The 22,492-nt window shown below is 68.0% G+C and carries 19 protein-coding genes; 11 read left to right on the top strand and 8 right to left on the bottom strand.

What is annotated here, in order from left to right; genetic code table 11:
* The first annotated feature begins 45 nt into the window (after positions 1 to 45).
* The 4 genes from CJZ80_RS07790 (at position 46) to CJZ80_RS07775 (ending at position 4,890) form a co-directional block, all read left to right on the top strand.
* Positions 46 to 1,029, top strand: coding sequence for a hypothetical protein (locus CJZ80_RS07790; protein ID WP_094512030.1), 984 nt, complete (start codon positions 46 to 48; stop codon positions 1,027 to 1,029).
* A gap of 126 nt (positions 1,030 to 1,155) precedes the next feature.
* Entirely contained in the window at positions 1,156 to 1,725 is a 570-nt protein-coding gene (locus CJZ80_RS07785; RefSeq protein ID WP_144036977.1) for a PilN domain-containing protein, read from the top strand.
* Positions 1,722 to 2,474, top strand: coding sequence for a hypothetical protein (locus CJZ80_RS07780; RefSeq protein ID WP_094512024.1), 753 nt, complete (start codon positions 1,722 to 1,724; stop codon positions 2,472 to 2,474). Before CJZ80_RS07785 ends, CJZ80_RS07780 begins: the two co-directional genes overlap by 4 nt.
* A 730-nt stretch (positions 2,475 to 3,204) precedes the next feature.
* Complete coding sequence (locus CJZ80_RS07775) at positions 3,205 to 4,890, top strand: type II secretion system protein GspD (RefSeq protein ID WP_233132906.1); 1,686 nt, start codon at positions 3,205 to 3,207, stop codon at positions 4,888 to 4,890.
* A gap of 18 nt (positions 4,891 to 4,908) precedes the next feature.
* Here CJZ80_RS07775 and CJZ80_RS07770 read toward each other — a convergent pair whose 3' ends face one another.
* From CJZ80_RS07770 to CJZ80_RS07755, 4 genes are all read right to left on the bottom strand, one after another.
* Positions 4,909 to 5,721, bottom strand: coding sequence for a pentapeptide repeat-containing protein (locus tag CJZ80_RS07770; protein ID WP_094512384.1), 813 nt, complete (start codon positions 5,719 to 5,721; stop codon positions 4,909 to 4,911).
* Between the two features lie 85 nt (positions 5,722 to 5,806).
* Positions 5,807 to 7,624, bottom strand: coding sequence for a DUF3488 and transglutaminase-like domain-containing protein (locus CJZ80_RS07765; RefSeq protein WP_158217451.1), 1,818 nt, complete (start codon positions 7,622 to 7,624; stop codon positions 5,807 to 5,809).
* Positions 7,621 to 8,598 carry a hypothetical protein gene (locus tag CJZ80_RS07760; RefSeq protein WP_233132905.1) on the bottom strand — a complete coding sequence of 326 codons (978 nt, stop codon included), beginning with the start codon at positions 8,596 to 8,598 and terminating at the stop codon, positions 7,621 to 7,623. Before CJZ80_RS07760 ends, CJZ80_RS07765 begins: the two co-directional genes overlap by 4 nt.
* On the bottom strand, positions 8,585 to 9,523 hold the full coding sequence (locus tag CJZ80_RS07755; RefSeq protein ID WP_233132904.1) for a MoxR family ATPase: 939 nt from the start codon (positions 9,521 to 9,523) through the stop codon (positions 8,585 to 8,587). Before CJZ80_RS07755 ends, CJZ80_RS07760 begins: the two co-directional genes overlap by 14 nt.
* Positions 9,524 to 9,575: 52 nt before the next feature.
* Here CJZ80_RS07755 and CJZ80_RS07750 point away from each other — a divergent pair, with 52 nt between their 5' ends.
* Positions 9,576 to 10,727, top strand: coding sequence for a histidinol-phosphate transaminase (locus tag CJZ80_RS07750; protein ID WP_094512018.1), 1,152 nt, complete (start codon positions 9,576 to 9,578; stop codon positions 10,725 to 10,727).
* On the opposite strand, the gene CJZ80_RS07745 is transcribed toward CJZ80_RS07750, so the two are convergent.
* Positions 10,696 to 11,793 carry a glycosyltransferase gene (locus CJZ80_RS07745; protein ID WP_094512014.1) on the bottom strand — a complete coding sequence of 366 codons (1,098 nt, stop codon included), beginning with the start codon at positions 11,791 to 11,793 and terminating at the stop codon, positions 10,696 to 10,698. The two genes, CJZ80_RS07750 and CJZ80_RS07745, sit on opposite strands and share 32 nt — an antisense overlap.
* Positions 11,794 to 11,996: 203 nt before the next feature.
* Between CJZ80_RS07745 and CJZ80_RS07740 the strand changes: the two genes are divergently transcribed.
* Positions 11,997 to 12,677, top strand: a complete 681-nt coding sequence (locus CJZ80_RS07740; RefSeq protein ID WP_233132903.1) for a hypothetical protein — start codon at positions 11,997 to 11,999, stop codon at positions 12,675 to 12,677.
* A 91-nt stretch (positions 12,678 to 12,768) separates the two neighbouring features.
* Complete coding sequence (locus CJZ80_RS07735) at positions 12,769 to 13,224, top strand: hypothetical protein (RefSeq protein WP_094512010.1); 456 nt, start codon at positions 12,769 to 12,771, stop codon at positions 13,222 to 13,224.
* Positions 13,225 to 13,287: 63 nt separating this feature from the next.
* Here CJZ80_RS07735 and pgk read toward each other — a convergent pair whose 3' ends face one another.
* Entirely contained in the window at positions 13,288 to 14,493 is a 1,206-nt protein-coding gene (gene pgk, locus CJZ80_RS07730; RefSeq protein ID WP_094512008.1) for a phosphoglycerate kinase, read from the bottom strand.
* Positions 14,494 to 14,635: 142 nt separating this feature from the next.
* Here pgk and CJZ80_RS07725 point away from each other — a divergent pair, with 142 nt between their 5' ends.
* Genes CJZ80_RS07725 through CJZ80_RS07715 form a run of 3 tightly spaced genes read left to right on the top strand, consistent with a single transcriptional unit; the run spans position 14,636 to position 17,012 of the window.
* Complete coding sequence (locus CJZ80_RS07725; RefSeq protein ID WP_094512006.1) at positions 14,636 to 15,016, top strand: universal stress protein; 381 nt, start codon at positions 14,636 to 14,638, stop codon at positions 15,014 to 15,016.
* Positions 15,013 to 15,990 (top strand): ribosome biogenesis GTPase YlqF, encoded by a 978-nt coding sequence (gene ylqF / locus CJZ80_RS07720; RefSeq protein WP_094512004.1) that lies wholly within the window; start codon positions 15,013 to 15,015, stop codon positions 15,988 to 15,990. Before CJZ80_RS07725 ends, ylqF begins: the two co-directional genes overlap by 4 nt.
* Positions 15,987 to 17,012 (top strand): RluA family pseudouridine synthase, encoded by a 1,026-nt coding sequence (locus tag CJZ80_RS07715; RefSeq protein WP_094512001.1) that lies wholly within the window; start codon positions 15,987 to 15,989, stop codon positions 17,010 to 17,012. Before ylqF ends, CJZ80_RS07715 begins: the two co-directional genes overlap by 4 nt.
* Here CJZ80_RS07715 and CJZ80_RS07710 read toward each other — a convergent pair.
* Together CJZ80_RS07710 and CJZ80_RS07705 are read right to left on the bottom strand one after the other, a co-directional pair.
* Positions 17,009 to 18,373 (bottom strand): ClC family H(+)/Cl(-) exchange transporter, encoded by a 1,365-nt coding sequence (locus CJZ80_RS07710; protein WP_094511998.1) that lies wholly within the window; start codon positions 18,371 to 18,373, stop codon positions 17,009 to 17,011. The two genes, CJZ80_RS07715 and CJZ80_RS07710, sit on opposite strands and share 4 nt — an antisense overlap.
* A gap of 1 nt (position 18,374) precedes the next feature.
* Entirely contained in the window at positions 18,375 to 19,997 is a 1,623-nt protein-coding gene (locus tag CJZ80_RS07705; RefSeq protein ID WP_094511981.1) for an ABC transporter ATP-binding protein, read from the bottom strand.
* A gap of 109 nt (positions 19,998 to 20,106) precedes the next feature.
* On the opposite strand from CJZ80_RS07705, the gene CJZ80_RS07700 reads away from it, so the two are divergent.
* The gene (locus tag CJZ80_RS07700) at positions 20,107 to 22,491 is read left to right on the top strand and encodes a bifunctional (p)ppGpp synthetase/guanosine-3',5'-bis(diphosphate) 3'-pyrophosphohydrolase (protein ID WP_094511977.1); all 2,385 of its coding nucleotides are present in this window, start codon (positions 20,107 to 20,109) and stop codon (positions 22,489 to 22,491) included.
* Position 22,492 lies beyond the last annotated feature (1 nt).

Below are 22,492 nucleotides of genomic sequence, written 5' to 3'. Positions count from 1 at the left end.
GCGGAAGTCTGCCGATACGATTCGCGCATCTTTTCGTCGCCGATCTTGGTTCTCGCTGGCTTGCAAGAACGGCTGCGGCCTCTGACGGCCCGTCTGTTCCCTCCCCGCCTCCTGCTGGTGCTGGAAGACGAGCAAGTCACCTTGATGCATTTGAAGGGAGCCACCTACCCGCCCACAGGCACTTTGCTGCGCACTGTGCCGTTGCCACGCGGCACCTGCAGCGGTGGCCAACCTCAGCAGAAAGCGGCCCTTGGGGACCTGATCGGTGATCTGGTGGTGGAGCTCAACTTGATGGGAGCGGAGGTGGTGGCGGCCTTGCCCGCCGCTGCCTGCACGCTCCGGGTGGTGGAGTGGCCCTATGACGACTGGCCTGAGCAGCCCGACCTGGCGCTGCGGGAGTTGAACCCGGATCTGGGGCTCCCATTCCCAATGAGCCAGACCTACATCACTCTTGGGCCTCTCCCCTCGCGGGATCCATCCCGCCCCCCCACCTCGCTGGTGGCCATCGGCCAGCGCGCCATGATCCAGGCCTGGGTGGAGGTGTTCTCCATTGCCGCCTTGGATCTTGTCTGCCTTGAGCCCGCTCAGGTTGTGACGCTGCGGGCGTTGGATCCTCTGATTGCTGCGGCTCCTGCCGGCGAACTGATCGTGTTGCTCGAGCTCCGTGGGGACAGTGCCGATCTGTTGCTGGTTCGTGATGGCATCCCCGAATTCAGCCGGCGGGTCACGGCAGGCGCCATGTCGATCGAAAGGGAGCTGCGTACCTGTCTGGCGTTCTGGCAACGCCGGGATCCGAGCATGACGTCCGTGCGGGTGCTGGTTTACGGCCCCGCTCAAGATTGCGCGAAGGTTTCCGATACGCTCTCGCCGACACCGTCGTGGAGCGTGGAAATCGTCGACCCCCTGCAGCAAAGGTGGCTGAGCATTGTCGGCACCGAGAGCGATCCTGATCCTTCTGCTGCCGACGCGGTCGGTGGAGCGTCCCTGGTGCGGATGTGCGGCCTGGCTGCCGGAGACCTGTCCCGATGAGCGCCTCCTTGCCCCCCGTTGACCTGCTGCGCGAACGCCGGGTTGAACTGGGCCTGCCAGCGGATGGGCCACCACCTCTTGACGCTCGGCGCCTGCTGCTGATCGGCGCCGCCGTCGGTGGTGGCGATGCTGGCCGTTTCGCTGCTGCTGCGGATTCAGCAGCAGATGATCTCTCAGGAATTGGAGCGTCTGGCACCGGTGCGGGGGCAGGTGGCCCAGCTGGAGCAGGAACTGGCCGCCGAGAAGGCCGCCAATGACAAAACCCGCGCCAGCAACGCGTCCCTGGCCGGCGGACTGGTCACACTGCGCTCCGGTTCGGCGCTGATGACGGATGTGAGCCAGCGCACCCCTCGCGGCCTGCAGCTGACCCAACTCACGGTGGAGAAGCAGGCCCTCTTGATCAAAGGCCGCAGCGCTGATCCGGGTGCCTTTGAGCGCATCAATGCTCTGGTGCTCCAACTCCAGGGCTCACCCCTGCTGGATCCGAGCCAGATCACCCTGGCCAGAGCAAGCCGGCCCTCAGCTGGTGGGTCAGGGTCGAGCCCAGAGGCCAATCTGGTGGCCTTCGAAATTTCTGCGGGCTTCCGCGCTACGGCCGAATCACTCAACCAGCGCCTGGCCCTGCTGCAGAGCCTCGGCGCTGAAGGCCTCGCCTTGCGGCTGCAGAAGCTCCGCCGTGAGGGAGTGCTGCCGTGACGAACCTCCAGGAAGGCATCAAACCGCCATCCCCTGCCTTGCGGATCGGACTGCTGGCGGGTCTCCCGATCGCCGGCGGTGCCCTGCTCTCAGGACTGGTGTTCTTCGGCGGGGTCTGGCAGCCCTGGAGCAGCCTGCGCCAAAACCAGGTCCAGCTTGATGAATTGCGCGAGATGGAGCGCCGTCTTCCCCTGCTGCGAGTTCAGCGGCTGCGCCAGATCGAGGACACCGAAAAAATCCGCAAGCAGCAGAGCAACCTGTTGCAGCTCATCGCCGGCAGCGGCGATTTCGATACCTTCATGGCGCAGCTCAACCGGGAAGCGAGTGCTTCCGGAATCCAGCTGGATGTGTTTGAACCCGTTGCCCCGCCTGCCGCACCGGCGGCTGCCGAGGGCGCCCCTCCCGCATCGGGCCAACCGGCCCAAGGAAAGGCTGCCGCCGACCCCAATGCTCCGCCGCCCCCGCCCCAGGACCCATTGGAAGCCAGTGGCCTGGTGAAAGCGACGACCCTGCTCAGTGCCCGCGGGCGTTATCCCAACCTGCTTGATTTCCTGCGCCGGTTGGAGCGTCTGGGGCTGCTGGTTGTGCAGAGCGATCTGAACGTGGCGCTTCGAGAGGCAAGTGCCCCTGCTGGAGCTAATTCACCTCCACTTGCTGATCTCAAGCTCAATCTCTCTCTCTATCGAGAGGGAGATCCAGCGCCCAAGCCGCCTAAGCCGCCCAAGCCCGCTCAGCCCACGACGCCCTGATTTCCCCATTCATGCCCACCGCGTCGCACACGTTCACTTCTACACATAAGATCCCCCAACGATGAAATTTGCGGAGAACCGGTCAGTGCGACGAGTTGGAAGTCTGGCTCTTTCGGCAGCCTTTCCAGTGCTGACCCTTTTGCCGGTTGCCGAAGCCATGGCAGCGCCCGCCCAGGTGGGCCCATTTCAGCCGGGGACTCCTGCCGCCGGAACGAACCCTCCCGCCAGCCAGTCCGGCTCAGTGGAGCTGAAGATCCGCCGCCTGCCCGATTCGGTGGAGTTTGTGATCGAAGGCACCGGTGCAGCTCCGCAGCTGCAGCAGTTCACCAACAACCGGGGCTGGGAGGGGCAAATCCTCCTCACCGGTCCAAACAGCCTGCGGCGTGGCCCCCAGAGGGTGAGCCTGCCGGATCTGGGCTTCGAGACGGTGAGCCTTGAAGGCGAAGGCACCCGCTTCTTCCTGCAGGTGTCTCCGAGTCGTGGGGGTTCCATGCCCCGCCCGGTGGTGAGCGCAGACGGCCGCAACCTGATCCTCACCTTCCCCGCTCCCCGCCAGAGTTCCACCCAGACCGGCCGGCTTGACCTCAATACACCGGGCCGGGTGGATCAGCCGCGCTTTGCGCCGCCGCTGCAACCCAGGGCGGTGGCACCGCCGGTGGGCGACATGGCCGTCGGCAGCATGCTCCTGCGCAACCGCAGCTTCGTGAACCTGCGGGGTCCGAGTGTGACCATGACCCTGCGCAATGCCCCGGCGAAAGACGCGCTGATGGCCGTGGCCCAAATGGGTGGTTATGGCTTCGTCTACGTTGACGACTCGCCTGCCCCTGGCGCGACCCCCGCTCCACCTGACACGGCCATCAACGCCAGGCGCGTGTCGATCGCCTTCCGTAATGAGGCCTATTCCAGAGCCGTGAATGCGATCCTGTTGGCCTCTGGTTTGCAGGGAAAGCTGGAAGGCAATCTGATCGTTGCTGGCCCCAGCGCGCTGAGCAAAACCTTCGGATCTCAGCTCTCCAAGGTCTACCGGCTGAATCAGGCGTCAGCCAACTCCGCTGCCGACTACCTGGCGAGCCTCGGGGCCACGATCAACAAGACGTTCACCACCACATCCACCTCCAGTGAGGTGGCTTCCACAGGCACACCGGCGAACAACACGGCCGCTTCCACCGCCACGACTGCCACCACCACGCAGATCAACTCCTTCGGCGCCAGCCAGGGGCCGCTGGTGGGGCTGATCGGTACCACCGACACCAGGCTCGGCACCATCACCCTGGTGGGGGAAAGCTCTCTGGTGGCGATCGCTGAGGCCTATCTCAAGCAGCTGGATCTGCGCCAGCGGCAAGTGGCCCTTGCTGTGCGCATCCTTGATATCAACCTGGAGAACTCCCAGGATATTGCCAACAGCTTTGCGTTCCGTTGGGGCAATAACTTCATCGTCAATGACAATGGTCAGCTGCTGGGTGCATTCGGGTCGCGGCTCCCGCCCACAGCTGGTGATTTCCGGCGCGGTGTTCCCAGCGATCTGACAGTTGAACTCACGCCTGCCCAAGGCACAACACCGGGAACCGTTACGGCCGGCGGCACCAATCTGCCAGGGCTGGTGGCCACCGGTGCGGCAGCATTGAATGGCGGTCGGTCGGTCGGCGCTTCCCTGACCGATGGCTTCCGCCGGAATCCCGGCCAGAACTTCCCGCAAGACAGTTTCTTCGACTTTGTTCAGGCCCAGATCGTTTCGCGCAACACCAAGCTGATCGCAAGTCCCACGTTGATCCTGCAAGAAAATCCCTCCCGCCTTCGCGATGGCGGTGCAGGCGCGGGAGACAGCGGCAACTCCAATCAGGGCCTTGATTCCTACACGATCGATTCGCCCATTGCCCGCAGCCGTGCCAACGAATCAGTCGTGCGGGTGGGCACCAATGTGATCACCAATGTTGAGGTGGAGCAGCAGGAAAATGGTGGTACCCAATGCACGTTGGAACTCTCGACAGCTGGTCTGGTGCTGGGCGCCCGCGTCGAGAAAATCGATGACAACGGCTTCGTGACCTTCTCACTTTCCCCCAGCATTTCCGCCGTCACTGACTCGGTGCCGGGCCCACCCTCCTGCACCAGCGAAGTGAGCATTCTCAGCGTGCGGCGGCTGGACACCGGCGCTCTGCGGGTCCGCGACGGCCAGACCCTGATCCTCACCGGTGTGATTTCCGATGTGGATATCGCCGAGGTAACAAAATGGCCCATCCTTGGTGATCTTCCCTTGGTCGGCCAGTTCTTCCGCGGCTCCTCCAACCGACGAGAAAAGCGTGAGTTGGTGATCATGGTGACGCCGCGAATCATCTCCGACAATGACGGCGCCACCTTCGGCTATGGCTTCCAGCCCTCTACGCCGGAATCCCGCCAATTCATGAGCAACCCGCAGTGAAACCGCAGCGGTGAGGGCTCAGAACGCCAGGGGGATGAACGCCTTGGCGGCCAACGGCAACAGGAACTGAACCACACCCATTGCCCCGCCCACAACCTGGCTGCCGAAGCCATTGCCTCCGTCTTTTCCTTGCTGGGGATCTTTTTTCAGCTTGGCGGAGGCCTCCAGCAACTGCTCGGACGTGGCCAGATCCCCGCTGGTGGCGTAGAGCTGAGCGGCATAGCTGAAATCGGCGGCGGCCTGCTCGGTCTTGGCTTGCTCTCCGCGCACGATTCCGCGTGCCACCCAGCTGATCGCCGCCTCCTGGTCGCGCTGAATGGCCGCGTCGAAGAAGCGTTCTGCCTCCGGCAGGCGCCCTGCTTTGGCCGCTGCGACGCCGGCATTGTGCAGCTCGGCGTGTCCCTGAAGGGCGGGATCGATGCCCCGGGCCCCCTGCCAGTGGGTGGTGGCCAGGCTGCCCGTGTCGACCTGGGCGCCACTGAGGTCGGCCTCCCGCAGGTCGGTGCCTTCCAGCGTGGCCCCCCGCAGATCGGCCCCCCTGAGCGAGGCCCCCTGGAGGCTGGTGAAGCTGAGATTCGCCCCGCCTAACTTGGCCCCATCCAGACGGGCACCACTCAGGTTGGCGCGCTGCAGCAGGGCGTTGCGCAGATCCGCGTCGCGCAGGTCTGCCCGCACCAGATCGGCGTCCTGCAGCTCGCAGCGCTTGCAGGAACGCGTGTCCAGCAGACGCACGACGGCATCAAATGAGGAGGCGCCGGCTGGGGGCATCAGCCCGAAGGCCGTCAGTGAACCCAGCAGCAGCACAGCCAGCCTTGGCTGGAGACCGCCCATCATCCGCTGCTCGCATGGATCCATGTGTTCTATCGAGCAGCGCGACTTACTGGACTGGAACGGGGCCGGATCCTGTCCCGGATGCTCATGCCTGTGAGCTCGAGGCGGCGGGCAAGGCTCCGAGCTGTTGCCGCAGCTGGCGCAGGCGCTTTCTGGAGGCCTGGCGCTGGTCTTGCGGCAGCGCTGGCCCGAACCGCTGCCGCAGGTAGGTGCAGGCCAGTTCATCGAGTGCGCAAGCGAGATCAGGACGCTGCTGTCCGGCTCGACGGCAGAAGCTGCCGAGGTCTTCACCGGGGCGTGGTTCGAGCCCCAGCAGCCGCAGACGCTGGAGACAGTGATCGAGCTCGCGTCGCAGGCCATCGGTGTCGCGCCGCCGCTGGCTCCAGTGCATCAAGGGCAGCACGAGGCCGAGGCAGAGGGCCAGAGCTGCCACCAGCAAGGCGCCCAGCCATTCATGCCGCTTGCCCAACAGCCGCTCAATCAGCGCCATCTGATCCTGGCGATTGAAGCTCATCACCCACCCGGTCCAGCGCAGATCGATGCCGCGCCACTGGAGCAGGGCCCAGCCCAGTGGGCTGAACTGGCGGGGGGTTTTCCCGGCAGAGATCGGCTGGCCGGCGGTGATTCGGAGCGGCGATACCCAGGCGGTGGGATCCACCAGAACCCAGCCCTGATCTGCCAGCCAGACTTCGCTCCAGGCATGGGCATCGCTCTGACGCACATCCAGGTAACCGCCGCCGCCCACCTGGGGCACCCAATCTCCCCCCTGGTAGCCGAGCACGATGCGGGCAGGTACGCCGGCGGCACGCATCAGGGCCGTGAAGCCGGAAGCGAAGTGCTCACAGAAGCCCGTCCGGGTGTCGAAGAGGAAGGCGTCCACCGGATCAGGGCCCGGCAGCAAGCCTGGCTGGGTGGTGTAGCGAAACGGCTGTGAGCGGAACCAGCGTTGGGCTACAGCGACCCGATCAGCAGGCGGAAGGGTGTCCTTCCACTCACGGCCGAGGGCCTGTAGGCGGGGGTTGATGCCGACCGGCAGCTCCAGGGCGGCTTCCCTGGGCGGCTGAAGCTTCCAGGCAGCGGGCGCACTCAGGTTGGTGAAGCCATAGGCGCGCCGTTCGATCGGTGGCCGGTTGTTGAGCAGCACGCCATCGGGGCTGATGCGCAGCTCCGGATCCAGCGGTTGGCCTTGGCCGCTCCAGGGGAGCACCGGCAGCAACATGGGCTCGGCTAGCCAGAACTGTTCGCGGCTGCCGGTGGGTGGCTCGCCGGCAGTCTGTGGGAGCAAGGCATTGAGGTTGTCTTCGTTGGGCAGCCGTTCCCAGCGCTGGCCATCGAAGCTGTGCAGCGTGAGCACCCGCCAGTACCGGGACTCCGGTGGTGGCGGCTCTTCGTTCGTGAAGCTGATCCGGGCCGCTGGCGTGTCCACCGCCACCAGATCGGCGATGCTGCCGGTGTCGAGCTGATCGGAGAGGCCTGTGCGGGCGGTCTGTCCCATGGGCACCGTCCAGAGCGGCCCGACCCGCGGCACCAGCAGAAACAGCACCAGCACCAGCGGCAGGGCGGCGCCGAGCAGGCGCAGGCTGCGGGCCAGAAGGGTCCGCAGCTGCACAGCACTGCCGAGTTCCAGCGACAGCAGGCTGCTGAGCGCCAGCAGCGTGGTGAGCAGCTGGATCAGGCTGGGCCCCAGACCGGGCAGCAGGGCCGCCATCACCCCGGTGATCACCAGAATGAGCAGCGAGGCGCGTCGCAACTCGCTGCGGGAGTGCGCCTCGCGCAGCTTGAGTGCGGTGAGCGTGATCAGGCAGATCGCCCCCCAGCTCAGCGGCATGCCGGTGTCGATCGCTGGCAGCAAGGCGGCCAGTAGGCCGAGCGCCACCCATTGCAGCCGCCGGTGCCCGCTCACGGAAGCAGGGCCAGGGCCGCCAGGCACTGGTCGCGATGGCGGCTGCCGCTGCCCGGAGCGATCGTGGTGCCGCCCAGGATCAGGCCGTAGCTGTCACCGGCAGCACTGAGCGCCCAGATGCGGGCACTGAGGTGTTCGAGCGCCTGCTCCTTCGGCAAGTCCGGTTGGGGGCTAAGGAGGGGCTCCGACGGCGGGGAGCCGCCGAACACCTTGGAGTGGGCGCCCCGGCCCCGCGCCATGGATTTCCAGAACAGCCGGCTGACCCCTTCCTCGGCCCTGTGTGGCCGCAGATCGACCCAGTGGTCGTGGCCCAGGGCGCTGGGGCGGCCGCTCACGTTCAGCCGGTTCCCCTCTGCCTCAGCAAAGGTTTCGGCCACCGGCCCTTCGCGGCGGGCTGGGTAAACGAGCTGGGCGGTGGGCGGTTCCCACAGGCTCCAGCAGCGGAACAGACCGAGGGGAGCACTGGAGCTGATACGCAGTCGGCCGGGCCGTTGCAACCCCCGCTGCTGCGGTTGCCAGGGAATTGACAACTCGGACTGGCCCGGCTGGATCTCCTGATCGCGGCTCTGGGTGGTGCTGTGCTGCCGCAGCGCAGAGCCCAGGATGAAGCCGATGCGCAGCTGATCGCGATGACACTGGCTGCGCACGACCACCGGGTAGTTGAGTGGGGCATCGGCGAATCCTGGCGGGGGATCGCTGCAGCTCAGTTCGAGGCCTTGCAGATTGAAGGCGGTGAGATGCATCGCCAGGAGGAAGAGTCCCAGCAGCAGATAAGACATCATCAGCGTGCCGTTGCTTTGCAGCTGGATGCCCACCACCTGCAGCAGCACGACGGCCATCAACCAAAGGGCGCCGAATCCAGTGGGCAGGATGTAGATGCTTCGGGCTCCAAGGCGCAGCTGGTGCCCGGCGTGAGGCCGGAACAGGCCATTGCGCTTCGCCTTGGGGACAGCTGGGTGGTCAGCGGAGACCATCGACGCCCGCCAGTAAGCGGTGGCTCCAACTGCCGGAGGCACAGGCACCGACACCGTTGGTGGCGATCGGCTCGCCGTTGTCCATGCGGTGTTCGCAGACGCTGGGAAGTACGGCCTGCACATCGGCGGGAATCACGAAATCGCGCCCCTCCAGCAACGACCACGCCCGGGCTGCCGCCAACAGCGACTGGGCGGCGCGCGGAGAGAGCGGCGAAGCACCGAAGCTGTCCTGGCGGCTGAGCTGCACCAGATCGAGCACATAAGCGAGCAGAGAAGGCTCGGCATGCTGGGCCGCCGCCTGCTGTTGCAGGGCGAGCAGATCGGCGGCGGTCAGCAGGGCCGGCAGCTGATCGGGCCGCATCGCCTGGCCGCTGAGCAGGGCCAACTCCGCTTCCCGCTCGGGGAATCCAAGGGTGAGCCGCATCAGGAAACGATCCAGCTGGGACTCCGGCAGCGGGGCGGTGCCGGTTTGATCGAGGCCGTTCTGGGTGGCGATCACGAAGAAGGGCGAGGGCAGCTCATGGCTGGTGCCATCAACGCTGACCCGGCCACTGGCCATTGCCTCCAACAGCGCACTCTGAGTGCGGGGGCTGGCCCGATTGATCTCATCGGCCAGAAGCACCTGGCTGAACAGGGGGCCAGGCTGGAAGCTGAAGTTGCCACTGCCCGTATCGAGCACACCGATGCCGGTGAGATCGGCAGGGAGCAGATCGCTGGTGAAGTGCACCCGCTTGAATTCCAGCCCAAGACAACGGGCAAGAGCTTCGGCGAGGGTGGTTTTGCCCATGCCGGGCAGATCTTCGATCAACAGGTGGCCGCGTGCCAGCAGGCAGGCCACGGCCAAGCGGATCTGCTGGTCTTTGCCGAGCAGGACCTTGCTGACATGCTGGACGACCCGTTGCGGCGACACAGACTGGACCGTCACCAGCAGTTCCACCTATCAGATTAAAGGATTCTGAGTCTGGGAGCAGGGGACGATGACCAGTACGCCGGGCAGCCACGAGCTGGAGCTCCGGCACGGCGGCAATCTCGAGGCGGCGGCAAGCCGCCTCGGTTGCCAGCCGCATCAGGTGCTCGATGCCAGCGCCTCACTGGTGCCGTTTGGCCCCCCCGCCTCCCTGCGGCGGGCGTTGCGGGTCTGCCTGCAGGGAGGTGCCGCCGGCACGGCCCTGCGGGACTACCCCGACCGCAGCTATTCCCGGCTGCGGTCGGCGATCGCTGCCCACCACGGCATCGACCCGGCGGCGGTGCTGCCTGGCAACGGGGCTGCTGAACTGTTCACCTGGGCGGCCCGGGAGGCGGCGGCGGCGGGCCCCAGCCTGCTGCCCGAGCCCGGCTTCGCCGATTACCGACGCGCCCTGGCTTGCTGGGACGGGGCCATCGAACCTCTGCCGCTACCGCCGCCATTCCCTTCAACGCAGCGACCGACAGGTCGCCGTAGCGCACAGCCGGCCTGGGCCTGTCCGGCTCCGTTCCCCGCCCCGGCCGGCCCCGGCGCGGCGCTGTGGATCACCAATCCCCACAACCCCTCGGGCCAGCTGTGGGACCGCCGTTCGCTCGAGCTGCTGCTTGACCGCTTCGCGCTGGTGATCGTGGATGAGGCCTTTCTGCCCTTGGTGCCCGATGGCCAGCGGCACTCGTTGGTGCCGCTGGTGGCAGACCATCCCCAGCTGGTTGTGATCCGCAGCCTCACCAAGCTGATGGCGATTGCCGGGCTTCGGCTCGGCTATGCAGTGGCAGCTCCAGCACGTTTACAGCGCTGGCAGGAGTGGCGGGATCCCTGGCCGGTGAACGGCCTGGCCGCTGCCGTCGGCCCGCTGGTGATCGCCGATCGGCGCTGGCAGCAACGCGTGCAGCGCTGGGTGGCGCGGGAAGGCCCCTGGTTCCACCGTCAGCTGGACGGTCTGCCGGGCCTGAGCCCACAGGCCGCGGCGGCCAACTTCCTGCTGATCAGAAGCGACCGCCCCCTGCTGGAGCTGCGCGAGCGTCTGGAGAGCCGTCACCGCATTCTGCTGCGTGACTGCCGTTCGTTTGCTGGTCTGGGGGAGTGCTGGCTGCGCATCGGCCTGCAGGACCGCCGCGGTAACCGCCGCATCCTCAGGGCGCTGCGTTGTGAGTGGCAGGAATGAGCGCCTCCAGCAGGTGGGCGAGTTGCCGGTCGGCATCGCGCACCGCCAGACGCTCCATGCCGCTGCGCAGCTCCAGGAGGGGATCGGCGGCCGGAGCACTGCCCCGCAGCCTTGGTCCGATCAGCCGCCAGAGCGTTCGGCCCAGGGCCGGATGCCCAGCAGCGTGCTGGTGCACGATCACGGCCGCGCCGGCGGCGGCGGCAGCTGCCGCATTGGCCTCCTGGTGCTGGTCGGCGGCCTGCGGGTAGGGCACCAGCAGGGCGGGTGTGCCGCAGACCGCCAGTTCGCTGAGGCTGCCAGCACCAGCCCGGCTGATGGCCAGGTCGGCGTGCTGCAGCAGCCCCGGCAGCTCATCGCTGAACGTGCGCTCCACCAGTGCTGGGTGCTGCAACACTCCCACCTCTGGGTCATTGCTACCGGTGAGATGCACCACCCGACAACCGGCGTTGAGCAAGGACGGCAGCAGCGGCCGCACCATGCGATTCAGCCCCAGCGCCCCCTGGCTGCCTCCCATCACAAGCAGCAGCGGACCCTCCCCTGCCGGCACCCAGGGTGGTACGGGCGTGGGCTCGAGAAAGGCGCGGCGCACGGGGGTGCCGGTGAGCAGCGGCGTGCTGCCAGGCAGGCGTTCCGCCGCCGCCGGCAGGCCGATCGCCACCCGGGTGCACCAGCGGCTGAGCAGACGGGTGACCCGCCCGGGGATCGCATTGGATTCGTGCAACACCACCGGAATGCCGCACCAACGGGCAGCCAGGATGGCGGGGGCGGCGATGTAGCCGCCAGTGCTGAACACCACCTGGGTGCGCTCGCGGCGGATCACCCGCCGCACCTCACGGCTGGAGGCGATCAAGCGCAGGAGCTGCCAAAGCTTGCAGAGCCCCTGCCCCTGCAGCCCACCGGCGTGCACGGTGTGCAGCGGATAGCGGCTTGGCACCAGATCCGTCTCCAGCCGATCGGGCACCCCGAGCCAACTCACGGTCCAGGAGGCCGGCAGGGCCTCAGCCACCGCCAGAGCAGGGAAGAGGTGTCCACCGGTGCCGCTGGCGGCGATCAACAGGTGGGTCATCAGCCTTCAAGGACGGGCGGGAGTGCCCTCTCCGGGCGCGCCTAACTTAAAAGCACCCCGACGACCGCCATATGCCCATGTCGTTGCACCGCCTGTCGCTGCCCTCTCTGTCGTTCACTCGCCGTTCGCTCCCGCGTCCGCACAGGTCACACGCCTTGCTCTCGGCCCTGATGTTGGCTGCCGCCTGCTGGGCGCCGACGGCGATGGCGGCCGCTCCCGGCACCGATCTGCTGCGCAGCTTGGAGACCGCCCTCAACAGCGGCTCCGCCGGCAGCGTGGCTGCCTTGCTCAAGGCCGGCGACGGCATCGATCCCGCTGATCTGGAAGCCCGTTACCGCAGCCTCCGCACGCGCTTCCCTGATGCCCGCTGGCAGATCACCCCGGGGGACAGCCTCAAGGACGGCCGCAGCACTGTGCGCATCAGTGTGAGCGGCACCAGCCAGGTGGGCGCCTTCCTCTATCGCCTGCAGGCGGAGCAGCTGCTGGCCCTCAGCATCCGGGATGGACGGCTCGATGGTCAGGAGCTGATTTCCGAGAACGCCACCCTGCGCAGCGGCAGCACTGACCTGCCAGTCAGTGTGCTGATCCCTGATGCGGTGCTCACCGGCCAGCGGTATGACGTGGACGTGGTGTTCGATGACCCGCTTGACGGGGCGGTGGCCGCCGGTGGCATTGCCGCCGTGAGCGAGGAGCAGATCCGCGCCTTCCAGAGCCCCGACCTTGAACTCACGGCGCTCGGTGGCGGTGGGGTATTCAAAGTGGTGCAGGCGCCCCAGCAGCCCGGTAGCCAGACCTGGGCCGTGCTGCTCGTGCATCCCGATGGCATCGTGAGCACCACCAAGCGGGTGCGGGTGGTGGGCAACCGGGACGCGCTCACGCCCTGAGCGCGTCCGCCAGCCACATCCGGTCATCTTCGGTGGCTGCTGAGTGTGCGTTTAGACAGAGATCGGCGACAGCATGAGGGCGCCTGAGCACATGATCTTCCTGATGTCCTCCACCCGTTTGCAACGACTGTTGCTACCCCCCGTCGTCGCCACCCTGGCGGTGATTGTCCATCTGGCTGCCGGCCAGGCCCAGGCCGTTCCTGGCGACGGATCCGGCGCTGGTCGCAGGGCCTGGCTCGAGTCGGTCGAGAAGCTCACCCCTAGCCAGAAGCAGGAACTGTTCAGCTTCCAGCGCAGCCTGTCCCTGAAAACCCATGCCGAGCAGATTTCCATCCTGCAGAGCAGCGAGCGTTGCGTCAGCGCCGCGACCGACTTGGACGCCTTGCAATCGTGCCGCCGCAAGGCGATGGCAAGCCGTCGCGCCCTGATGACCAAAAACCGCGATCAGGCGAAAGCCTTCAACCAAAAGCTCGGCCTGCCCATGCCGGAGCTGAACGGGGAAGACAAAGGCGGCCGCCGCGGCCGGGGCAGCAGGCAGGCGCTCTGATCTGAGCCAGCGTGGGGGCAGTAGCCGCCCCAGCCTTTCCTGCGTCGCCCCGGTGAGCTGAGATCAGGCCTCGTCGAGGGCGGCCACGCCGGGCAGCACCTTGCCCTCCAGCAGTTCAAGGCTGGCGCCACCACCGGTGGAGATGTGGCTCATGCGCTCGGCCACGCCCACCTTCTCGACAGCCGCCACCGAATCACCGCCGCCGATGATCGTGCAGCAGCCCTTGCCGCTCAGATCGGCCAGGGTGTGGGCGATGCCGTTGGTGCCGGCAGCGAACTTGTCGAACTCGAACACGCCCATGGGGCCATTCCAGATCACGGTCTTGCAGTCGGCCAGGGCCTCCTGGAAGGTCTTGATCGAATCGGGGCCGATGTCGAGGCCCATCCAGCCGTCGGGGATGGCGTCGATCGCTGTGGTCTGGCTGTTGGCGTCGGGGGAGAAGGCATCGGCCAGCACCACATCGGTGGGCAGCAGCAGCTGCACGCCCTTGGCGGCCGCCTTGGCCTCCAGCTCCTTGGCGAGCTCAAGTTTGTCGTCTTCCACCAGGCTCTTGCCCACCGCCAGGCCGCGTGCCTTGTAGAAGGTGAAGATCATGCCGCCGCCGATCAGCACCTTGTCGCACTTGTCGATCAGGGCTTCGAGCACGCCGATCTTGCTGCTCACCTTGGAGCCGCCCACGATCGCCGCCAGCGGCCGCTGAGGCTCATCGATGGCGCCCTGCAGGTACTGCAGTTCCTTCTCCATCAGGTGGCCGGCCACGCTGGGGCTCAGGTACTTGGTGACGCCTTCGGTGGAGGCGTGGGCCCTGTGGGCGGCGCCGAAGGCGTCGTTCACATAGACGTCTGCCAGGGCGGCCAGCTTTGCGGCGAAGGCGTCGTCGTTCTTCTCTTCCTCGGCGAAGAAACGCACGTTCTCCAGCAGCACCACATCGCCGTCGGCCATGGCGGCCACCTTGGCTTCGGCATCAGGGCCGATGCAGCTGTCGGTCTTGACCACCGGTTTGCCGAGCAGCTCGGCAAGGCGGGACGCCACCGGGGTGAGGCGCATCGTTTCGTTCACCTGGCCCTTGGGACGGCCGAAGTGGGCGGCCAGGATCACCCGGGCTCCCTTGGTGGTGAGGTCGTTGATCGTGGGCAGGGCGGCCCGGATGCGCGTGTCGTCGGTGATGGCGCCGTCACCGTCGAGTGGCACGTTGAAGTCGACCCTCACCAGAACGCGCTTGCCGCTCAGTTCATCGGCGGAGAGGCTGGCCAGGGAGCGCTTCGTCATGGATTCAAGATGTAAGGAAAGATGCGCGACATTAACCCGTGGCCCTGCCCGTGTTGAAGGGGGTGGTGGTCTCGGGCACAGCGGGCGCTAGGACAAGGTCAGCAACTTGCCTGCCCCTTCTGTCCCGTCGGGGATGTGACCGATGTTCTCCACCATCCTGTTCCCCATCGACCAGAGCCGTCAGACCATGGAGACGGCTGCCTTCACGCTGCGCCTGGCCCAGCAGCACAACGGGCGGCTGGTGGTGCTCTCTGTGGTGGAACCGGAGGGCGCCATGCACGATGCGGCCGCCGTTGCCAGCCTGCTGGAGCAGGCCCGCAGCCACTTCGAGCAGGCGGGGGTGGCCTGCGAAGTGATCGAGCGGGAAGGCCATCCCGCCTTCGTGATCGGCGACGTGGCCGATGAGATCAACGCCGATGTGATCGTGATGAGCACCCGGGGCCTCACGCTCGCAGCCGATGAGCCCAGCACCGCCGCCCGGGTGATCCAGTTGGCTCCCTGTCCGGTGCTGGTGGTGCCCTGATGCAGCCCGCCATTCAGTGGTATCCCGGCCACATCGCCAAGGCGGAGCGCCAGCTGAAGGCCCAGCTCGCCAAGGTGGATCTGGTGATCGAGGTGCGTGATGCCCGCATCCCCCGCGCTACCAGCCACCCGCGTCTGAAGCGCTGGATGGAGGGCAAGCACCGCCTGCTGGTGATCAACCGCCGCGACATGGTGAATGAAACGGCCCGCCTGTCGTGGGACCGTTGGCTGCGCGAGCAAGGCGAAGTGCCCTGGTGGTGTGACGCCAAGACCGGCACGGGCGTGAAGCAGCTGCAGGAGGCGGCGATCCGGGCGGGCGAGCAACTCAATGCCCGCCGCGCCGGCCGCGGCATGCGCCCGAGGCCGGTGCGGGCCCTGGTGCTCGGGTTCCCCAACGTGGGCAAGTCGGCGCTGATCAACCGGCTGGTGCGCCAGAAGGTGGTGGAGAGTGCCCGGCGGGCCGGGGTCACCCGCACGCTGCGCTGGGTGCGGCTGGGCCAGGCGCTGGATCTGCTCGATGCCCCCGGCGTGCTTCCTCCCCGCCTGGAAGACCAGCGCGCCGCCCTGCTGCTGGCCCTCTGCGACGACATCGGCCAGGCCGCCTACGACGGAGAGGGGGTGGCGGTGGCCTTCCTGCACCTGCTCGATGCGCTGGCCTCGGTGCCGGAGGCCGGGCTGCCGGCGCAGCTGCTGGAGAAGCGCTACGGCGTGGCACTGCCGCGGCGTCAGGGGCGGCGCCATGCCGATGGCGAGCACGACGACGCCTCGGACGGGGATCGCGAGCGTGATGGAGCTGGGGCCTTGGAGTCGTTGCCGGATGGGCTGGCCTGGCTGGAGGCCGCTGCCGCCCGCCACACCAGCGGCGACACCGCGCGCATGGCCCAGCGCCTGCTCGATGATTTCCGCCGCGCCGTGCTCGGCCCGATCGCCCTGGAGCGCCCGCCCCAGAAGCCCGCCGCCGCTGTGGAGGTATGAGCGCGTTCGGGGCAGGTGAAGGGGAGTTGATCACGCTCCACTACCCCCGGCCCCTGCCGATGCGGCTCGATCGCTGGCTGGTGGCCCAGCGGCCGGAGCAGAGCCGTGCCCGCATTCAGAAATTCATCGATGCCGGCCTGGTGCGGGTGAACGGCAGCCCGGGCCGCGCCAAGACACCGCTGCGGCCTGGAGATTGCGTGGAGCTGTGGATGCCGCCGCCGGAGCCGCTCCCCTACCTGATCCCGCAGCCGATCCCGCTCGACATCCTCTACGAGGACAGCCACCTGATCGTGCTCAACAAGCCTGCTGGGCTCACGGTGCACCCGGCGCCCGGCAACAAGGACGGCACCCTGGTGAACGGCCTGCTGCACCACTGCCCCGACCTGCCGGGCATCGGCGGCGAGCGGCGGCCGGGCATCGTGCACCGCCTCGACAAGGACACCACCGGCTGCATCGTGGTGGCGAAGAGTCAGCAGGCCCTGGTGAACCTTCAACGCCAGATCCAGCAGCGCGTGGCCTCCCGCGACTACCTGGGTGTGGTGCACGGGGCGCCCCAGGCGGAGTCCGGCACGATCGAGGCCGCCATCGGCCGCCACCCGATCGACCGCAAGAAGTACGCCGTGGTGGCCGACGACAAGGGCCGGCTGGCCCGCACCCACTGGCGCCTGATCGAGCGGCTGGGTGATTACTCCCTGCTGCGCTTCAAGCTCGACACCGGCCGCACCCACCAGATCCGTGTGCACGGCGCCCACATCGGCCACCCGATCGTGGGGGATGCCACCTACAGCCGCTGCCGGCGTCTGCCGATCGAGCTGCCGGGCCAGGCCCTGCATGCGGTGGCCCTGGGCCTCGACCACCCGATCAGCGGCGAGCGGCTGAGCTTCGAGGCGCCGCTGCCGCCCGCCTTCACGGCGCTGCTCGCGGTGCTGCGCCGCCGTCAGCCCGCGCACCAGGCCCAGCCGGCAGCCGCCGACGCCATCGGCACCGCCGCCTCCACCAGCCCCGCAGACCCGTTGCCCTAGCCGGGGTCTGTGCGGTCGTTGGCTGCCGCTGTCGCGTCTGCGGCACTCCGGCGCCGCCGCTCCCGCAGCGATTCGTCGCGCATCAGGTCGTAGATGGTGTTGTGCTCAAACAGATCGGCCACGGCGATCGCCGTGCTCACGGCGAAGCCGATCGGCAGCAGCAAGGCGTAGTCCTTGCTGAGCTCGAAGGTGAGCAGGATCGCGGTGAGCGGCGTGCGGGTGAGGGCCCCCAGGAAGGCGCCGCCGCCGGCGAACAGCAGCGTGGACGGGGCGTAATCGAACAGCACCTGACACACCTGCTGCACCAATGTGCCCAGCGAGGCTCCCACCACCAGCGCCGGTGCCAGGAAGCCTCCAGGGGCGTCGGCCGCCACTGCCAGGGCAGTGCCGGCCGCCTGCACGATCAATGCCACCAGGGCATTCAGCGGCGTGCTCAGCCCGAGCAGGGCGCTGAAGCCGAGCCGATCGGGATTGTCGAAGCTGGGATTGAGCAGGGAGGAGGCCAGGCCGATCCCCAGGCCCACCAGACCCAGCTGCTGCCACAGCGACAGATGCAGGCGGAAGAACCCCCGGCGCAGGCGCACGATGACCCGTTGGTAGAGCATCGCCAGCGCGCCGGCGGTCGCGCCCAGCAGCATCAGCAGGGGGATGTCCACCAGGCGGAAATCGGTGAGGCGCGAGGGGTCCTCGATCACCGGCAGCAGCTGCCGTAACCACAGCGGCCCGCTTTCATGGCCATCGAACAGCCGGGTCCAGGTGATCGTGGCGAAGATGGCGAAGGTGACGACGGCATTGCTGCGCACCGTGCTGCCTTTGAACATCTCCTCGAGCGTGTAGGCCAGGCCGCCGAGCGGCGCGTGAAAGATCGCCGCCAGGCCAGCGCCACTGCCGATCGCCACGGCCAGCCTGCGTTCCCGCGGTGGGGCCTGCAGGCCGTCGGCGGTGGCGCGGCCCACCACGGCGCCGATCTGGATCGAGGGGCCCTCCGGCCCCACCGGCAGGCCGCTGCCGATGGCGATGCCGCTGGCCAGCAGCTTGACGATCGCCAACCGCCAGGTCATCGGGATCGGCACCCCCTCCAGCCAGAGCATCACCTGCACGATTCCCGATCCCTTCGCCTCCGGCTCGAAGGCGCTGATCAGGCCACCGGCCACCGCGCCGCCCAGGCCGCCCATCAGCGGCAGCACGATCCAGCGGGGCAGAACGGCCGCCAGCTGCAGCCGCAGGCTGTTCAGCAGCTGGGTTTCGCCGCTGTACAACCGGATCGCCACGGCCACGCCGATGCCGATGGCGTTCACCAGCAGCAGCAGGCGCAGCAGGCGCCTGACGGCCTGGCGGCGCTCCGGGGCTGTCAGCGCCATCTCAGCTCAGGGCCGGCAGGCGTGGACTGGCCGCCACCAGCTGCCGGGTGATCGCCGCCTGGGGCGCTGCCAGCAGCTGATCGCCAGGCCCTTCCTCCACGATCCGGCCGCCGTCGAGCACGATCACCCGCTGGCAGAAGCCGCCGGCCAGGGCCAGGTCGTGGGTGATGAAGATCAATCCCAGCCCCAGCCGCTGCTGCAGGGCGCGCAGCAGGGCGAGCACCTCGGCCTGCACTTCTGCATCCAGCATGCTCACGCTCTCGTCGCAGAGCAGCACGCTCGGCTCCAGCACCAGCGCCCGGGCGATCGCCACGCGCTGCTGCTGGCCACCGGAGAGCTGCCGCGGCAGCCGGTTTTCGAAGGCCTCGGCCGGGCTCAGCCCCACCGCTTCCAGCCCTGCGCGGGCCCGGGCGCGTGCCTCCGGCCGGCTGGCCAGGCCATGGATGCGCAGCGGGTCGGCCACCGCTGCGCCCACCGTCATCACGGGGTTAAGGCAGGCCAAGGGATCCTGGAACACCATCTGCAGGCGCCGCCGCTGGCGGCGCAGCTCCGGCCCCCGCAGTTGCAGCAGGTCGCGGCCCTGCAGCCGCACGGCGCCGCCGCGCACGGGCGCCAGCCCCATCAGGGCGCGGCACAAGGTGCTCTTGCCGCAGCCTGAGGCCCCCACCACCCCCACCGTTTCGCCTTCGCGCAGCTCCAGGCTCACCCCATCCACCGCCTTCAGCCAGCGCTGCCGGAAGGGGAGCGAGGGCAGCGGGTGCCAGGAGCGCAGTTCCTCCACCGCCAGCAGGGGTGGGCCGCTGGCCGGTGGGGGCGTGAGGCCGCCTTCGCGGCGCCGCGCCGCTGCCACCAGCCGCTGGGACAGGGGGGCCTGCGGCCGGGTGAGCAGGGTATGGGCGGGAGCCTCCTCCACCAGCCGCCCGGCTTCGAGCACGGCGATCCGGTCGCACCAGCGCCCGGCAATCGCCAGGTCGTGGCTGATCAGCAGCAGGGCGCTGCCGGTTTCGCGGCAGAGGCCCGTGAGTTCGGCCATCACCTGGCCCGCCACCGCCACATCGAGGCTGGTGGTGGGTTCATCGGCGATCACCAGTGCCGGCTCCAGGGCCATCGCCAGGGCGATCGCCAGCCGCTGGCGCATGCCACCGCTGAATTCATGGGGATAGCTGCCGTAGCGCTCCGGGTTGATGCCCACCCGCTCCAGCAGCTCCTGGGCCCGGCGCCGCACCTGACGACGCCCCCAGAGCGGCCGGTGGGCGGTGAGCGTGTCGCCCAGGTGATCGCCGATGCGCAGCAGTGGGTTGAGCCGGGTCATCGGGTCCTGGAACACCAGGCCCACGGCTTCGCCCCGCAGGCGCTGCAGGGCGGCACGGCGCAGACGGCGCGGGTCCTGGCCGCACAGCAGCAGCTCGCCGCTGCATTGGCTTCCTGCCGGCAGCAGTTGCACCACGGCGCGGGCCACCGTGCTCTTGCCGCATCCGGAAGGCCCCACCAGCGCCAGACGGTCCCCAGGGTCGAGGCGCAGATCCAGGCCATCGAGGGTGGCAGGACCCTCCGGGGCGCCCGGGTAGCGCACCGTCAGCTGGTGGATCTGAAGCACTGGAGCGCTGGACCGGGAGCTGGCCATGGTGTGAGCGGATCGTGACCGGGCAGCGGGCCCAGCATGGGGGATCCGGGCCCGATCTGCTCATTCCGCGTGGCGCCTGCCTACGCTGAACGCCAGAGGAAACCTGTAGATGCTCGAAGCGGCGGCAGGAACCCGAATCGCCCCGATCGAGGTCAACGGACTCCCCGCTGTTCCTGACCGCTCGAAAGAGGCCGGGGCCGCTGGAGGCGCTCTTTCCCCTGCGGCCAGCACCACACAGCGCCGCCTGCGCGACGCCGAGGCTTACGGCGTCGTCCTGCCCGACTGGCTGCGCACCTGCCTGGAGCGGGTGCGGACCAGCGACGACCAGCCCGGTGCCGCCGTGCCCCCCAGCCATGGCGAAACGCTGCTCGCCAACTCCTTCGATTTCGCCTTCCAGCTGCACGACGGCCAGGTGCGGGCCACCGGCGAGCCCTACATCATTCATCCGATCGCGGTGGCCGATCTGCTGCGCGACATCGGCGCCGGCCCCGGTGTGATTGCCGCCGGCTTCCTGCACGACGTGGTGGAGGACACGGAGGTGAGCCCGGAGGAGCTGGAAGCCCAGTTCGGCGCTGAGGTGCGGGCGCTGGTGGAAGGGGTCACCAAGCTGGGCGGCATTCATTTCACCGACCGCACCGAAGCCCAGGCGGAGAACCTGCGCCGCATGTTCCTGGCGATGGCCAGTGACATCCGGGTGGTGCTGGTGAAGCTGGCCGACCGGCTGCACAACATGCGCACGATCGGCGCCCTGCGGCCCGAGAAGCAGCAACGCATCGCCCGGGAAACCCGCGAGATCTATGCCCCGCTCGCCAATCGTCTCGGCATCGGGCGCTTCAAGTGGGAACTGGAAGATCTCGCCTTCAAGATCCTCGAACCTGCCGCCTATCAGGAGATCAAGGAGCAGGTGGCCAGCAAGCGCAGCGACCGCGAGGATCGCCTGGCGGTGACCGTGGCGCTGCTGCGCAAACGGCTGGCGGCGGTGGGGCTCACCAACTGCGATGTGAGTGGCCGGCCGAAGCATCTCTACGGCATCTGGAGCAAGATGCAGCTCCAGCAGAAGGCCTTCCACGAGATCTTCGACGTGGCGGCGCTGCGCATCCTCACGCCGAACCTGGAGAGCTGTTACCGCGCTCTGGCCGTGGTGCATGACACCTTCCGCCCGATTCCCGGCCGCTTCAAGGACTACATCGGCCTGCCCAAGCCCAATGGCTATCAGTCGTTGCACACGGCGGTGATCGGCCGGCACCGGCCCATTGAAGTGCAGATCCGCACCACAGAGATGCACCAGGTGGCGGAGTACGGCATCGCCGCCCACTGGAAATACAAGGAGGGCGGCTCACCTGCGGATGGCGGCACCACGGAACGCTTCAACTGGCTGCGGCAGCTTGTTGATTGGCAGCAGGACGGCGGCGGTGACGACAGCAGCGATTACCTCGCCTCGATCAAGGAGGACCTCTTCGATGAGGAGGTGTTCGTATTCACACCGCATGGGGATGTGGTGGGGCTGCGCAAGGGCGCCACGGCGGTTGATTTTGCTTTCCGTATTCACTCGGAAGTGGGCAATCACTGCCAGGGCGTACGCATCAACGACCGCCTCTGCCCCCTCGCCACCCAGCTGAGAAATGGCGACTTCGTGCAGATCATCACGGCGAAATCTGCCCACCCGAGCCTCGACTGGCTCAACTTCGTGGCCACACCCACGGCCCGCAATCGCATCCGCCAGTGGTATAAGCGCAGCCACCGCGATGAGAACATCCTGCGCGGCCGCGATCTGCTGGAGCGGGAGCTGGGCCGCGACGGTTTCGAGGCGCTGCTGAGCGGCGAGGCGATGGCCAAGGTGGCCCGCCGCTGCAACCTGGTGGGCACTGAAGACCTGCTGGCGGCGCTCGGTTTCGGCGGCGTCACCCTGCATCAGGTGGTGAACCGCCTGCGCGAGGAGATTCGCCTCGCCACCGAAGCGGCGGCACCGGCGCTCACCAATGAGCAGGTGGCCGCAGCCGTTTCGGCTGGCCGGCCGGAAGCGCCCGTGGCGTCACCCGCCTCGGGCAGCCCGATTCTGGGGGTGGAAGGGCTGGAATACCGGCTTGGTGGCTGCTGCGGCCCACTGCCTGGGGAGCCGATCGTGGGTGCGGTGGCGCTGGGCAACCACGGCATCACGATTCACCGGCAGGATTGCGGCAATGTGGCCCAGGTGCCGGTGGAGCGGCGTCTGCCGGTGCGCTGGAACCCGATCGGTGAAGCGCAGCAGCGGCGCTATCCGGTGCGGCTGCGCATCGAGGTGCTCGATCGGGTCGGGGTGCTGAAGGACATCCTCACCCGCCTGGCCGATCACCGCATCAACGTGAGCGATGCGCGGGTACGCACCAGCGTGGGCAAACCGGCCACGATCGATCTGAAGGTGGAATTCGTGAGCGCCGCCCAGATGGGCACCACCATGGATCAGATCCGCTCGATGGCGGATGTGCTGGATCTCTGCCGCACCGGCAACGGCTGAC

The sequence above is a fragment of the Synechococcus sp. MW101C3 genome (assembly GCF_002252635.1).
Taxonomy (GTDB): Bacteria; Cyanobacteriota; Cyanobacteriia; order PCC-6307; family Cyanobiaceae; genus MW101C3.
The sequence above is the reverse complement of the archived record's forward strand: the minus strand, read 5'-3'. Positions and strand labels throughout refer to the sequence as shown.

Coding starts and splice junctions, on each gene's coding strand:
- CJZ80_RS07785 (WP_144036977.1), top strand. CDS start 1,156: ATGCTGGCCGTTTCGCTGCTGCTGCGGATTCAGCAGCAGATGATCTCT.
- CJZ80_RS07775 (WP_233132906.1), top strand. CDS start 3,205: ATGACCCTGCGCAATGCCCCGGCGAAAGACGCGCTGATGGCCGTGGCC.
- CJZ80_RS07770 (WP_094512384.1), bottom strand. CDS start 5,721: ATGGGCGGTCTCCAGCCAAGGCTGGCTGTGCTGCTGCTGGGTTCACTG.
- CJZ80_RS07760 (WP_233132905.1), bottom strand. CDS start 8,598: ATGGTCTCCGCTGACCACCCAGCTGTCCCCAAGGCGAAGCGCAATGGC.
- CJZ80_RS07750 (WP_094512018.1), top strand. CDS start 9,576: ATGACCAGTACGCCGGGCAGCCACGAGCTGGAGCTCCGGCACGGCGGC.
- CJZ80_RS07745 (WP_094512014.1), bottom strand. CDS start 11,793: ATGACCCACCTGTTGATCGCCGCCAGCGGCACCGGTGGACACCTCTTC.
- CJZ80_RS07740 (WP_233132903.1), top strand. CDS start 11,997: ATGGCGGCCGCTCCCGGCACCGATCTGCTGCGCAGCTTGGAGACCGCC.
- CJZ80_RS07735 (WP_094512010.1), top strand. CDS start 12,769: ATGATCTTCCTGATGTCCTCCACCCGTTTGCAACGACTGTTGCTACCC.
- pgk (WP_094512008.1), bottom strand. CDS start 14,493: ATGACGAAGCGCTCCCTGGCCAGCCTCTCCGCCGATGAACTGAGCGGC.
- CJZ80_RS07725 (WP_094512006.1), top strand. CDS start 14,636: ATGTTCTCCACCATCCTGTTCCCCATCGACCAGAGCCGTCAGACCATG.
- CJZ80_RS07715 (WP_094512001.1), top strand. CDS start 15,987: ATGAGCGCGTTCGGGGCAGGTGAAGGGGAGTTGATCACGCTCCACTAC.
- CJZ80_RS07710 (WP_094511998.1), bottom strand. CDS start 18,373: ATGGCGCTGACAGCCCCGGAGCGCCGCCAGGCCGTCAGGCGCCTGCTG.
- CJZ80_RS07705 (WP_094511981.1), bottom strand. CDS start 19,997: ATGGCCAGCTCCCGGTCCAGCGCTCCAGTGCTTCAGATCCACCAGCTG.
- CJZ80_RS07700 (WP_094511977.1), top strand. CDS start 20,107: ATGCTCGAAGCGGCGGCAGGAACCCGAATCGCCCCGATCGAGGTCAAC.